Annotated in this window: 13 protein-coding genes and 1 riboswitch; of the genes, 5 read left to right on the top strand and 8 right to left on the bottom strand. The window is 47.8% G+C overall.

Translation table 11 applies throughout. The annotated features are described in order from the left end of the window. Positions 1–148 precede the first annotated feature (148 nt). Positions 149–967: a flagellar motor protein MotB gene (motB, locus tag ACQSGY_RS28790; protein WP_427181979.1), complete on the bottom strand. Its 819-nt coding sequence runs from the start codon at positions 965–967 to the stop codon at positions 149–151. Further along, positions 954–1,754 (bottom strand): flagellar motor stator protein MotA, encoded by an 801-nt coding sequence (gene motA, locus ACQSGY_RS28795; RefSeq protein WP_110899509.1) that lies wholly within the window; start codon positions 1,752–1,754, stop codon positions 954–956. The genes motB and motA overlap by 14 nt, the downstream gene beginning before the upstream one ends. Positions 1,755–1,989: 235 nt before the next feature. On the opposite strand from motA, the gene ACQSGY_RS28800 reads away from it, so the two are divergent. Together ACQSGY_RS28800 and ACQSGY_RS28805 are read left to right on the top strand one after the other, a co-directional pair. Continuing rightward, the gene (locus ACQSGY_RS28800) at positions 1,990–2,283 is read left to right on the top strand and encodes a hypothetical protein (RefSeq protein ID WP_427181981.1); all 294 of its coding nucleotides are present in this window, start codon (positions 1,990–1,992) and stop codon (positions 2,281–2,283) included. 216 nt (positions 2,284–2,499) lie between these two features. Then, complete coding sequence (locus tag ACQSGY_RS28805) at positions 2,500–2,796, top strand: 4a-hydroxytetrahydrobiopterin dehydratase (RefSeq protein WP_111272736.1); 297 nt, start codon at positions 2,500–2,502, stop codon at positions 2,794–2,796. A gap of 109 nt (positions 2,797–2,905) precedes the next feature. On the opposite strand, the gene ACQSGY_RS28810 is transcribed toward ACQSGY_RS28805, so the two are convergent. From ACQSGY_RS28810 to ACQSGY_RS28830, 5 genes are all read right to left on the bottom strand, one after another. After that, positions 2,906–3,262: a c-type cytochrome gene (locus ACQSGY_RS28810; RefSeq protein ID WP_427181982.1), complete on the bottom strand. Its 357-nt coding sequence runs from the start codon at positions 3,260–3,262 to the stop codon at positions 2,906–2,908. 149 nt (positions 3,263–3,411) lie between these two features. Next, the gene (locus tag ACQSGY_RS28815) at positions 3,412–3,906 is read right to left on the bottom strand and encodes a GNAT family N-acetyltransferase (RefSeq protein WP_427181983.1); all 495 of its coding nucleotides are present in this window, start codon (positions 3,904–3,906) and stop codon (positions 3,412–3,414) included. Positions 3,907–4,269: 363 nt separating this feature from the next. Next, on the bottom strand, positions 4,270–4,740 hold the full coding sequence (locus ACQSGY_RS28820) for a C40 family peptidase (protein ID WP_427181984.1): 471 nt from the start codon (positions 4,738–4,740) through the stop codon (positions 4,270–4,272). Positions 4,741–4,743: 3 nt separating this feature from the next. Then, positions 4,744–4,881: riboswitch (cyclic di-AMP (ydaO/yuaA leader) on the bottom strand. A 267-nt stretch (positions 4,882–5,148) separates the two neighbouring features. Next, the gene (locus tag ACQSGY_RS28825; protein ID WP_427181985.1) at positions 5,149–5,994 is read right to left on the bottom strand and encodes a hypothetical protein; all 846 of its coding nucleotides are present in this window, start codon (positions 5,992–5,994) and stop codon (positions 5,149–5,151) included. A gap of 9 nt (positions 5,995–6,003) precedes the next feature. After that, positions 6,004–7,995 carry a M1 family metallopeptidase gene (locus tag ACQSGY_RS28830; protein ID WP_427181987.1) on the bottom strand — a complete coding sequence of 664 codons (1,992 nt, stop codon included), beginning with the start codon at positions 7,993–7,995 and terminating at the stop codon, positions 6,004–6,006. 101 nt (positions 7,996–8,096) lie between these two features. Between ACQSGY_RS28830 and ACQSGY_RS28835 the strand changes: the two genes are divergently transcribed. Beyond that, a complete protein-coding gene (locus tag ACQSGY_RS28835) occupies positions 8,097–8,600 on the top strand; it encodes a YwhD family protein (RefSeq protein WP_145406661.1) in 504 nt (167 codons plus the stop codon). Positions 8,601–8,690: 90 nt separating this feature from the next. Here ACQSGY_RS28835 and ACQSGY_RS28840 read toward each other — a convergent pair whose 3' ends face one another. Further along, a complete protein-coding gene (locus tag ACQSGY_RS28840; RefSeq protein ID WP_427181989.1) occupies positions 8,691–10,769 on the bottom strand; it encodes a transglycosylase domain-containing protein in 2,079 nt (692 codons plus the stop codon). Between the two features lie 259 nt (positions 10,770–11,028). Here ACQSGY_RS28840 and speE point away from each other — a divergent pair, with 259 nt between their 5' ends. Beyond that, positions 11,029–11,856 (top strand): polyamine aminopropyltransferase, encoded by an 828-nt coding sequence (gene speE, locus ACQSGY_RS28845; protein ID WP_427181991.1) that lies wholly within the window; start codon positions 11,029–11,031, stop codon positions 11,854–11,856. A 14-nt stretch (positions 11,857–11,870) separates the two neighbouring features. Continuing rightward, positions 11,871–12,740, top strand: coding sequence for an agmatinase (gene speB / locus ACQSGY_RS28850; protein ID WP_145406675.1), 870 nt, complete (start codon positions 11,871–11,873; stop codon positions 12,738–12,740). Positions 12,741–13,361: the final 621 nt, after the last annotated feature.

Consider the following 13,361-nt stretch of genomic DNA (forward strand, 5'->3'; position numbering starts at 1 on the left):
CAAAATCGAAGCACTGTTCCCTAGAAGGGGCAGTGCTTTTTGGTTTGGCAACAATGGAGGGGCGTCATCTCATCCTGTAAAAACAAAAAAACCGCTCTCCCTTGTACCCAAGGAGAACGGTTTGCCATGCCATATATGCTGAGAGCGTCTAGTTGCCGCCTCCAACGGATTTTACATTGGTGTTGTTACTTTGATACTTCCGGATAATAGACACTTCTACACGGCGATTCTGTGACCTTCCGGCATCTGTGTCATTACTTGCAACTGGATGATACTCTCCATATCCACTAGGTGTGAACTTGGAAGGGTCTAACTGAGGGTTAAGCAGCAAAATTTTCAGGAAATTCAGCGCTCGATCTGCACTCAGGTCCCAGTTATCTTTATATTGGTTATTCGAAATGGGTACATTATCTGTATGACCCGATACGACAACCTCGTATTCCGGGAACTCCTGCAACATGCTGGAGATCGCCTTGGCAAGGGAACGTGATTCAGGCTTTACATCTGCTCGACCTGAGGAGAACAGGGCCTTGTCACTGATGGTGATTTTCAGCTCAGACTGATTAAGCTTGGTGTTCAGCTGGTCTGAAAGTCCATTGGAAGCAATATACTTGTCGAGCTGCTTTTTCAGCTTCTCCAGATCTTCCTGTTCCTTCTGAGCCATCTGGGCATCTGTAATCTGAGCAGGTGTTTTCTTTGTAATTTCCTTCGGGATTTCCTTGTTCTTGCCTAGATCGGTACTGGAATCCGTCGGATTCATTGAAGTATGATCCAGAACGCCAGAGCCTCCGTTCAGCGCACTGCTTAATGCTGATGCCATCTGCTCAAATTTGGCCGCATCTAGCGAACTCATGGAGAACAAGGTAATAAACAAAGCCAGCAGCAGAGTCATCAAGTCAGAGTAGGGAAGCAGCCAGCTTTCGTCAATATGCTCCTCATGTGGTTCATGCTTTTTAGCCTTTTTCACCTGATGATCCCTCCTTCTCTTCCAGTTGTTTACGTTCGGAAGGTGTCAGGAATACAGATAACTTCTGATTAATGGCGATGGTAGACACACCGGATTGGATAGACAAAAGTCCCTCAACCATCATTAGCTTGATCTCCATCTCTTTCTTGGACATCCGCTTCAGCTTGTTGGACATCGGGTGCCACAATACATAACCACTAAAGATACCGAGAAGGGTTGCGATAAAGGCAGCCGCGATTGCATGAGAGAGCTTCTCCATGTCACTCAGGTCGGCCAGTGCGGCAATAAGACCAACAACGGCCCCGAGAACCCCTAGTGTTGGTGCATACATCCCCGCCTGGGCGAAGATCAGTGCACCGCCGCGGTGCCTTTCTTCCGTTGCATGAATATCTTCCATCAGTACATCACTGACGAATTCCTGGTCGTTACCATCAATGATCATACGCATACCGCTGCGAAGGAACTGATCATCGATCTCTTCTACTTTTGATTCCAGTGCAAGCAAGCCTTCACGACGGGTGGTGGAAGCCCAATCCATAAATGTGCCAATCAAAGAGACGCGATCAATCAGTTGTTGCTTTTTGAAAAGGATACCGAAAAGCTTCGGGATCTTCTTAACCTCAGACATAGGGAACGCCATAAAGATGGTTCCTGCTGTACCAACGAAGATAATAACGTAAGCAGCAGGGTTATTAACCAGGTTGATCAGGGGTGCTCCTTTTAGGAACATACCAAGTACAAGGGAGACCAAACCCAAAACTAGTCCGATAATCGTTGAAATTTCCATCATACACCTCATCCATGAGATAAAATTGAATCCTTTCAAGCGGCTGAATTCGGGCTTCCGGACGAACGCAAACGCCGCAATCCGCTGCATGTCTGACGCCCCTCAGGGCAGCCAAAACGATTGAAACGGTCATGTATAGTATTTATCGACCAAATGGGCTTTTTTTTTAAGGGTTATTTTCAGGTATAATAAGATCAAATCCGCACCTTCGGGAGCCAGTAGGAGTGAAAAGTCAATGGGCGTAAAGCATGGACGTGATTATGAAGGAATATTGACAGATTTAACATCGGCCATCGGACGTATACCGGATCGCTATGTTTTCTTCGAGATGGATGCAGAAGAGTGGGGCAGGCTGGGGGAACCAGAGCAGCTGGAGGTGGATGAGGCACTGGCCGAAGATCTATTCTATGCGCTCGGTGAAGAGTCAGTTATTCCGGTAGGGAGCGGTGTCGTGATTTATGATAAGGACCAGCACCGGATTCATATTTTGATTGGAGAAGAAGAGCTGACGTTTGTACCTTTGATCTGAATATCGTAACGGATCTACAACATGCCTTGTGCTTCAAGGCTCTGAGCCGTCTGTTCTATGGATTTTGACGCTTTGACGTGATAAGATGATACTCATGAAAAAAGGCTTTCGCAGGGCGGAGCCTGCCTTTAGGGCTGCATCAGCAGCAGAAAAGGTGTCGATGGTCATGCGGATGCAAATCCGCGATGTCTCATCATATGGGGAGGAAGATAACGCATGGTTTTTTCGCAAGAGGAAGTCGAAGCTCATCTGGGAAGGCTGGAAGGCTGGGAACTGGAAGAGGGACGGTGGATTGTCCGTAAATTTGTGTTCTCTAACTATATGAAAGGGATTGCATTTGTAGACGAGGTCGCAGCGATCTCGGAAGCATTCAATCATCATCCTTTTATCACCATTGATTATACAACCGTTACGCTGCGTCTGACTTCATGGGATGAAGGCGGCATTACATCGGTCGATATTAAAGAAGCAGAGCAATACAATGAAGCTTTTGAGAAAATGAGAACAGAATAAGCTGCCGCAGCATCGGTCTGCGGGAAGATGTTCAGAGCAAACAGCCCAAAGGCCCTTGTCTCCCGGTTGGGAAATGAGGGCCTTTGGGTTACCCGTATGAAGGACGGGTTTACTTTTTCTCTGCGAGCCACATTGCGATGTGGGCAATTTCCTCGTCCTGTAGTTTTCCTTTAAACGAAGGCATGCCGCCCTTACCTTTGACAATCGTAGAATAGATTTTCTCTACATCGTCTTTACTGCCAATGTTTGCAAGAGCCGGGCCTACGCCACCTTGAAGCTGGTCACCATGACAGGAAATACAGTTGGCTTTCACCAGTGTCTCGGCCTGTCCAGCGTCCATAGTGACTTCAGGCATGGTTGGCTTGGCTTCTTGAGCCACTTCCTCTTTACCTGGAAGCGTAAACATTAAAACAATAGCTAAAGCACATGCTGCAAAAAATACCCCGCTCATGATCCATTTGTGCATCCCTTATGTCCCCTCCAGAATGTAAGATCATCTAACCCAAACTATCCCTATCATTATAACGGAAGCTGTCGATACATCATAGCATTTTGTGGTAATTTTTTGAACGAATCACAAAAGAGAGATAAATTGAAACGATTTTAGTTATTCATTTACGTTCTCGGACCCTCATATACCATGCAATGAAAGGGCTTTAGCCCGCTTGGTGTTTGACGTTCATATGTATCATGGATGACAAAGCCGCTCTTCTGATAAACACGGATGGCACGATTGTTCCAGGTTAGTACTTCAAGATCGATCTCATTGGACGGATTCCGGCGTATAGCTTCCTGCACGATTGCAGCAACAAACGCAGTCCCTAGACCTTGACCGCACTTCTCTGGATGCATGCCGAGGCCAATACGTGTTACGCCCTGGAGAGGGAAAAATTGGGCAAATCCACAGACCTGCTCCTGTTGATCCAGGACGATAGCATACTGCTCTTGGCGAAGCTGTGCATCTCCAAATTCGACTTCCAATGCTTTCATCTGCTCCCAGGGAAGCCAGCTATAAATATTGTAAGGTGGATCATACTGCCATCCACATATAAGTTCTGCGTGTGTTTCCTCCATTGGCACGACATGGTACGCCACAGGGGTTCCATTCATATAACAATGCACACTCCTTTCGTTGTTACTCATTCTCTGTTCACTCTACAAAAGAGCGATTCATTTGACAAGACTCTCTGTTCAGACCAAAAAAAGTGAAACAAAAGTCGGACTCATTCCGTTTATATTATAACGGGATGGGTAAAAACATCATAAGGGCACGGACAAACGAAATAAAGTGAATGTGTTGGTTCAGGAGCTCAGGCATGAGTTGCTGCATCAGCGATCACACAGGATCAGAAAGCACAAAAAAACCGCCGGATACATTCCTGCGGAGAATGTACCGGGCGGTTCGATTGGTTGCTTCGTATTTCGTTCCAGTATAGTTCATGGTTCCAGCATCATGTAGATTACAGCTTGTCCCTATTCGAGGACCAGTGACTCATATGCGTCCGTGCTCATAATCCGTTTAGCGCCAATGTAACGGTTAGCCCAGTAATCTTCACTTAAGGAGCTGATGGTTACACCTTTAGAAGAAGAAGAATGTGCAAATTTTCCACTACCGACGAAAATTCCTACGTGAGATACGCCTTTACCTGTTGTGTTGAAGAATACCAGATCACCAGGTCTCATCTCCATGCGGGATACGGAATCACCCATGTCATATTGAGAGCTGGATTGACGAGCCAAATCAATACCTAATTTGTCGAATACATACCGTGTAAATCCGGAGCAGTCAAAACCGTCAAGCGTTGTGCCTCCGCTTTTGTATGTAGTTCCCATTGCTGAATCAATAACTTTATCCATCTTAGAATCTGCAAATGCGCTGCCTGCACCAAGTGATAATGCAAATGTGAGGCTAAGTACTGCTGCGGTCAATTTCTTCTTAAACAAGTGATATACCCCTTCCAACGCCTGCGAGGTTAGCTTAAGGATTCGGTTGAAGGTCCCCTATGATCCCTCTGTATCAAGATCAATTCACCCATAACTGGTTCCCCCGCTTCCCAGGTGCCAGGAATTTGGCTATGCTAGTTATGCACCTGAAAAAACGAACGATAATTTAATTTTAAGGATTTAATTTTAAGTTGTTACAAATAAGGATTTAAAGATTACAAAGTTGTTACTAAAAACTCACTGCGCTTATTGTACCAGAGGAGTGGGGCTTTGGCAACGTTTAGCAGTAAAATTAGCAAAAAAAACCTCGACCTTTGACGGGGAAAGGTCGAGGTTTGCGTATTTATACGCAATAAAGCATGAGTAGTTTAACATGAGATGGTAACAATTTTTCATTTTGTAAACGGTTTATCGTTCATCCTTGGAAAATGTGGACTGCCATACGCGGAAGTGGGTACATACTTTCCATAAGCTGAGCAGGCTGCGGGCAAGTGGATAAGACTGCTGAAGGATCAGCCCGGTAAGACCAGTCAGGAACCATGACGCCGATGTGAATGCACCAAAGATGAGTAGATGAATGAGTCCCAGCATCAGTGCAATCCCGATAATCGTTAAGGCGCGGCGTACAGCAACCCATAAGCCCTTGAACGTTCCATGAATACCACCCTCCCCTTCCGGAGCCGAAGCGCCAAACTGCATATAGAGCATCGTATGATGTACAATGCAGCCATATATGATCCACCCAACTGCATAAGGAAGGGCTGGCAGAAGTAAATGAAGAGAATGAAAGCTGTCCATTAATATGGAATACAGCTTCGGTATGAGCCAGTATGCCGGAAGAAATAACAGCAACGTACGTACAGCGTGCAGGAGCAGCATCGGTTTCCATAACTGTTTGATGCCACGGACAAAAGGAATTCGCTCTTCTGATGCATTAAAATGCTGCAGGGAATAGAGCAGGCCAGCCTGGAAGAGCGGGCTGATCAGCATGCGAAGCAGCAGCATACCGCCCAGGATCCACAGATAGCGCTGAACCTCAGGGCCGGACAGGCTTAGCTGACTTTCCATTTTGAACAAAAGTGTGCTCAGTTCGCCCGCATCATCTGTAGGATAACGCAGCAGGAGAGGAACTACTGCTGATTGAATCAGCCGGTAAATAAAGTACCCCCATATGAGCTGATAGATAAATAGAAGTGCAGCAATAAACATATGCTGACGGACGAGAAACCAGCCCTCACGAATTTTAGCTTTCATGTCTCCACCTCACCATGACAGACCTCCGAATATAACTTCAATGAATTTCGCAGCGCTCATGCTCCAGCGGGATTTGGTTTGCTCGTCCAGTCCGGCTCTCAAAAAATTGTTCATGTGTCGATTCTCCAGCACGATGTCGTACAAAGGGTCCGTCATTGCCCAACTGACAGGAGAGGTATACGTAAGCTTATACGTGATACGTTCCTCCTTGCCATCCCATTGCTTGGCTAAAGTATGACCATCTTCAAAGGCGATCCGAATCGGGATGTCTGGATAATCACTGCCTTTTTTGGCGATAGTGATTACCGACTCATACAGTGTCTTGCCATCTTTCTGAAGAGGGGCGACCTGAATTCTCTCCACGGCGAAATCAGCCATGCCGTTGTTATAGATGTATTGGTCAAAGTAATCTGCCCAGGAGGTGGCAGTGACTTGCTCGACTACCTTTTGGAAATCAGCTGTTGAAGGATGTTTAAAACGATATTTTTTGACATAGGTGGAGAGAATGCGTTCCATTTTTTTGGCTCCGACTTGCTGTTCAATACCAAGCAGCACAAGCTTGCCTCGGGTATAGACGTTGGATGCGTATTGATTCTGGGAGTCGAATTGCCAGGAAGGCTGCGTTAAGGGAGCAGGAGAAGTGATCAACCCCGATTGTACAGGCAGGTTCGGAATCAGCCCGTACTCTTGCTCCATCAACTTGTCTTCTGCGTACGAAGTGAACCCTTCATCCAGCCAGGCTTCTTCGAATTCATTGCTCGCAACCATGCCATAGAAGTATTGATGTCCGATCTCATGTACAACCGTACGCTCCAGATCATAACCCGGTGTTGAATCATCCGCGCCAAAGGCTGTAATCAAGGTCGGATACTCCATCCCGCCTGCGCCGTTTGCCGCTTTGGGCGGGACAACGATGGACAAGGTGGCATACGGATATGGACCGAACCACTTGCTGTAATTGGACAATGCCGCCTTGGCGGCAAAGAGATAACGTTCCTTCAAATCCTGATGTGCCGGGTCGAGATACAGTTTAATGCGAACACCTGGTACGTTGGGGGCAGAGAAGGGCTCCTCGGCGTAGACGAAATCGGGGGAGGCTGCCCAAGCGAAGTCATGTACATCATCGGCATAGAATTGATAGATTTTCTCGCCGTTTTTCAGGATTGCCTGTTGGGTTGGGAAACCGGTTGAGGCCACCTTGTATGTCTCAGGTACCCGAATACGCACACTGTAGATGCCAAAGTCGGCATAGAATTCGGAATTGCCATGGTACTGGTGCAGGTTCCAGCCTTCGGTTGTACGACCCCGTCTGCCTGCCGGTTCATACGCACTGAGCTTGGGGAACCACTGGCCTGCCATCACAAAATCATCCGTTTTGCCCATGCGTGCAAAAATTTTCGGCAAAGTAACTTCGAATTTGGTGCGGATCGTGATGCTTTCTCCACCTTTGACCGGTTTAGGCAGCCGAACCTTGATCAGCGTTTTATCTTTGATGTTTCCGTCGTCAGGCTGTACATACTGCATCCGGTGCAGCAGGGAGAGCCCGTCCTCCGTTTGCATATCTACTATTTTCATGGAGCCATAACCGTTCGCTGGCATCACATCCCCGCGGAGCTTTCCGCCGGATTCCTTCATAAATGTAGAATCTGCTGAGGAGAATGCGTTAGGGTACATATGAAAATAAAGCTCGTTCACCGTTTTTTTACCTGGATGGGTCCAGGTGATCGTCTGAGCGCCTTGCAGCAAGTTTCCGTCGGTCAGCTTCACATCCATGTGGTATTCCACCACACGGTTGCTGTATACCTCGGCCGTAGGAGACTGCACGCTTTCCGGGGGAGCGGGCGCTGCGGCTTTGGTCTGGGGCTTGCCCGATTCCGGAGCGAGCACAGGCGATTCAGATGAAGTGGTGCGATCATAACCGAACGTGATCCATAATCCTCCGGCAAGCAAACAAAAGGCCAGGGATACAGTGAGCCAGCTCTTGGCGCGTCGTGGAATCATCGATAAATACCTCCCGTTGACAAGCATCTACAGCATGTATATGTTTGCAATGGGCCAATTATTAGTTAAAATATTTGTATCAACTCTTGGAGGCTGGAAACATGGACCAAAATGAGCAAAACGGCAAGAAACAGATTGCCTTGAATATCGTTAGTGCAAAAAGCAAACATAAAGGCTTTGGCGCAGGCTCCATTGATCTGAACAACCTTTCCCCGGTCATCATTGATCAGGGGGAAGCGAAGATTGACATCGGGGCAATGCATGCGAAGAGTAAAGTGGAGCGCGGCATCAAATTTTCAACGAATCGTGAAGATGTTCCGAATGGGCGTCAGGTGTGGCTGGTTTGGGTTGCGGTAGACCGTACCGAGCAAGGACAGCTGTATGGCGGAGCAACGGCTTGTGAGATGTGGATCGATACAGAAGCGAAGCGGGGCTGGAAGCTGCTCGCGGATCACGTCAATCGCATGGATTATGCCATGAAACGCCGCTTTATGCTGGATGAGCTGGGCCCGGAAGAGAAAGCAGCGTTGAAGACACTTCTCATCTCACACAATGAAGAGTGGTGGAACGCATCCCCGGATGAGTTGAAAGAGGCACTTGCCTAGACTGCCTGGAAAAAGAACAGCGCAAAGAAGCCCCGAACCGGATGATCTGGACTCGGGGCTTCTTTATTCGTTTGGTTTTTTAAAGATGCGTCACTCTACCCACCAGCGTTTGAAATCACGCCACCAGGAATGCTTCTGCTCCTGTATCCCTTTTTGATTCTGTACCTCACGTGCTTTTTTATCCTGCGGTGAATCTTGTACTTCTGTATTCCCATAGCAGACTTCCGTAGGCTCAGTGCCCTCAATAAACACTTCCAGCCGTTTGTCCTCACAGCCATTGCCGGCCAGCTTGCCCGTCTCCGGGTTAATGTAGACACTCACGACCTGATCGGGCACGGAAAAGATTTTGGGCGGCACACTTGCCAGAGCCTGCTCCGTGAATTGAGCAAATATCGGAGCCGCCCGGCGACCGTCCGATGTAGATATCGCCTTTCCCTGATCATATCCAACCCATACAGCTGTGGATAGCTCAGGTGTGAAGCCAACCATCCAGGCATCGGTGTTTGTGGTCCCGGTCTTGCCTGCTACCGGACGTTTGATCGCGGCGGATACCCGATTGCCGGTGCCCCCGTTCTCAAACACACTTTCCATTAAACGAGTCAATACATAAGCTGCTGCCGGCTCCACGACGGTTTCGGCCTTGGTCTGAGGGGATTCGTATATTACACGCCCTGCCGCATCCGTGATTTGCAAAATGGCAATCGGTGGTGTCCGCTGTCCCCCGGCTGCGATGACCGAGAAGGCTGAAGCCATCTCCAGCGGACTGACAGGTGAGGTGCCGAGTGCGAGTGAAGGCACCGGGCTCAGCTTGCTTGTGATGCCAAGATTCTGGGCCATGCTGACCACTTTCTCAGGACCTACCTTCATTATGGTGTTTACCGCGTAGATATTATCAGAAGCCGCAATGGCTTGCCGCAGATCAATCTCACCCAGATATTTATCCCCGAAATTGCCGGGTTTGTAGGTTTTGCGGTCATTGTCATAATGGAACAGCGTAGGCTGGCTATTGAAAATGGATGCACTGGTAAGCTGCTTCGACTCCAGCGCAGCCAGATACATGATGGGTTTAAAAGCCGATCCCGGCTGGCGTGTTGTAGCCAGCACGTGGTTAATCTGATTGGTGCGATAATTTTTGCCGCCAACCATCGCTTTAATATAGCCTGTGCGTGGGTCGATGGACACGAGAGCCGTTTCCAGCTCGCTTTTTGCGTCCATGCCTTGCGCAACAGCCTGTTCCGCAGCCTTTTGTACACGCAGATCCAGTGTGGTATAAATGTTCAGCCCGCCGTGATCCAGCATCGCTTCACTGATGCCCAGCTCCTTCACGGCGAAGTTTCGAATATAATCGCGAAAATAAGGCGCGCTTTCCACCGTTTTGCGTTCGCTCTCCGGTTTGAAATGTAGCAATTCCTCATAGGCAGCATCGGCTTGCTTTTGTGTAATATTCCCGGTTTCGATCATCGCTTTAAGTACAATGCGCTGTCGGTCCTTGGCATTTTTCATATGATTGTATGGCGAATAATAAGTTGGGCCCTTCGGGATACCTGCCAGCATGGCGCTTTCCGCCAGATCAAGCTGTTTGGCCGATTTGCCAAAATACATCTGAGCTGCAGCTTCAATACCATAAGCGCCATGTCCATAGTAAATTTCGTTCAGGTACATCTGTAAAATCTCATTCTTACTGTACTTCATCTCCAGTTGTGCGGTGTACATCGCTTCCTTGGCTTTGCGCGTCCATGTTTTTTCGTGAGATAAATAGAGATTTCGCGCCAGCTGCTGCGTCAAAGTGCTTGCTCCCTGAGACATGCGCATATGCTGTATATTTACAAGGACCGCTCTTCCCATGCCCTGAATGTCAAAGCCGAGATGATCCCGAAATTTGCGATCCTCTACAGCGAGTGTGGCGTTCACCAGATCAGGCGCGATATTCTGAAGCTGGACCGGGATGGAATCCTTGCCGCCGGCAGAGAAGGTAGCAATGACTTCGCCCTTGCTGTCCAGCAATCTGGAGTTGCGATCCGAGTCGGCCAGAGGCAGGCTGGTTGCGTATAGATATACCAAAATCGCAGCGCTGGCAATCAGACCGAGAGCGGTAAGGATGGACAGATTTTTAAATAATGTACGTACACGGAACCCGCGTTTGCGGGTCTTGGCATTCAGCTTGTTCATGGAACGGGCTCCTCTCTTTTCTTTCCAGTATGGGACGTGATTAACAGGGATATTCAATCCGGCTGCGAAGTAAACAAATTGTAGCTCATTTCAGCGTGAAAACCGTTTTGCAGTTGATTCGTCTATCGCGTATAATGCAAAAGGGTAATGAAAAGGTAGGGTTCGGCACAACATACTAAAGCGTGTATGGACGAACATACCAGTGATTATGCATTGTCATGTGATCACTAATTACTTTTACGGAGAGAAGGTAGCGATCATGGAACTGTGGTTTACGGAGAAACAGACCCCTGTATTCGGAATTACCGCAAAGATCAAGCAGACTTACGTCACGGAGCAAACGGATTTTCAGGACCTTGCAATGATTGAAACCGAGGAGTTTGGCAACATGCTGGTATTGGACGGCATGGTGATGACAACGGTGAAGGACGAGTTTGTATATCATGAAATGGCAGCACATCCTGCCTTGAACACTCACTCTGATCCGAAAAAAGTGCTGGTGGTTGGCGGCGGCGACGGTGGAGTAATCCGTGAAGTCATCAAACATGATGCCGTGGAAAAAGCAGTTCTCGTTGAAATCGACGGTAAAGTGATTGAATACTCCAAACAATATTTGCCTGAAATTGCAGGCAAGCTGGACGAGCCTAACGTTGAGGTGCTCGTTAACGATGGCTATATGCATATTATTGAACATAAAGATGAATACGACGTCATTATCGTAGACTCTACAGAACCTGTAGGCCCGGCTGCTCCGCTCTTCGAGCGCGGTTTCTATCAGGGCATTTATGAAGCGCTCAAAGAAGACGGAATCTTCGTCGCCCAGACGGACAACCCTTGGTTCAAAGCGGATCTGATCCAGAAGGTGAACAAAGACGTCAAGGAAATCTTCCCGATCGTACATGTGTACGGCTGTAATATTCCAACCTACCCAAGTGGTCTGTGGACATTTACCATGGGCAGCAAAACGTATGATCCACTTGCGGTGGATGAGACTCAAATTCCGGAGATGGATACCAAGTATTATTCTCCGCGTCTGCACAAAGCGGCATTTGTACTTCCGAAATTCGTGGAAGATTTAACGAAATAAAAGGGGATATCATGATGAAACTGGATCAAGCTTATTCAGGAAACGTATTTATTTGCAGCTCTGAAGATTATGAAAATTCAAAAGCCGTTATCTACGGTATGCCAATGGACTACACCGTCAGCTTCCGTCCGGGTTCGCGTTTCGGTCCGGCTCATATCCGTCAGGCATCGGTTGGCCTTGAAGAGTACAGCCCATACCTTGATAAAAGCATCGTGGATATGACGTATTTTGATGCGGGAGACCTGCTTCTGCCGTTCGGTAACGCAGGACGCAGCCTTGAAGTCATCCATGAGTACATCGGAAGTCTGCTGGCTGATGACAAATTCCCGATCGGTCTTGGCGGCGAGCATCTGGTGACTTGGCCTGTTATTCAGCAGATGTACAAGAAGTATCCCGATCTGATTTTGATCCATATTGATGCACATGCTGACCTTCGCGAAAGCTATGAAGGAGAGCCGTTGTCCCACTCTACACCTGTGCGCAAAGCGGCTGAACTGATGGGCGGTCAAAATATTTATCAATTCGGTATCCGTTCCGGCTCCCGTGAGGAATTCCAGTATGGACGCGAAAATATTAACTTCTACCCGTTTGAAGTAGCGGCTCCAATGAAGGAAGCACTGCCGAAAATGGGCAACCGTCCAGTTTATGTAACCATTGATATTGACGTGCTTGATCCATCTGCTGCACCGGGTACAGGAACAGCGGAAGCAGGCGGAATCACATCCAAAGAGCTGCTTGAAGCCGTTCATATGATCGCGGGATCAGATGTGAATGTTGTAGGCTGTGACCTGGTTGAAGTAGCACCGATCTATGATCCGACGCAACAGACACAGATCGTAGCTGCCAAGTTGATTCGTGAAATGCTGCTTGGGTTCGTGAAGTAAACGTTGTGCAATGCTGATAGTCTAAACGTATAGAGCGATTATGAAATCCTCGTCTGTGCAGATGTGAAGATCTGTACAGGCGAATTTTTTTATAGACAATAGTGGCTGAAAAAGTTGAATCAAGTTAACTTAACTTACGATTCTGGCTATGTTATACTGGAAACATAAGAGTTTAGTAATATATGAATTCATATATTACAGCCGTGAAGTATAGGGTTTGCAGGTTCGACCATATACTAAATAAAGAGTCATCATCGCGCCAACGATAATGACTCTTAGGACCTGAAAGGCTGTGGATTGCCACGGCGTGCAAGAATTAAATAATGCTATTCAAGCGAACCCACCGTCAGGCGCTCAACCTTATGAGGTGGGTTTTCGCTTGTTCCGAAACTTTTTGCGCAACCAACGGTAAAGCCTTCGTCCACTCAGCACAATGCTGAGGATCGCAGCAATCCACCGGATTACATCAAGCAACGCCACAAGTTTGACCATCGACGTCACCCCCTCTCGGACAGCAACGCCGTGGTCAGAAAACATCCACACTCAATCATAAGCCCATACCTCTAATTATAGCACATATGTTCCCATCACTCTATGTTTACTCTATGATTTGTTGAATCT

The sequence above is a fragment of the Paenibacillus sp. TC-CSREp1 genome, assembly GCF_050171015.1.
In the GTDB taxonomy this organism is placed as follows: domain Bacteria; phylum Bacillota; class Bacilli; order Paenibacillales; family Paenibacillaceae; genus Paenibacillus; species Paenibacillus silvae.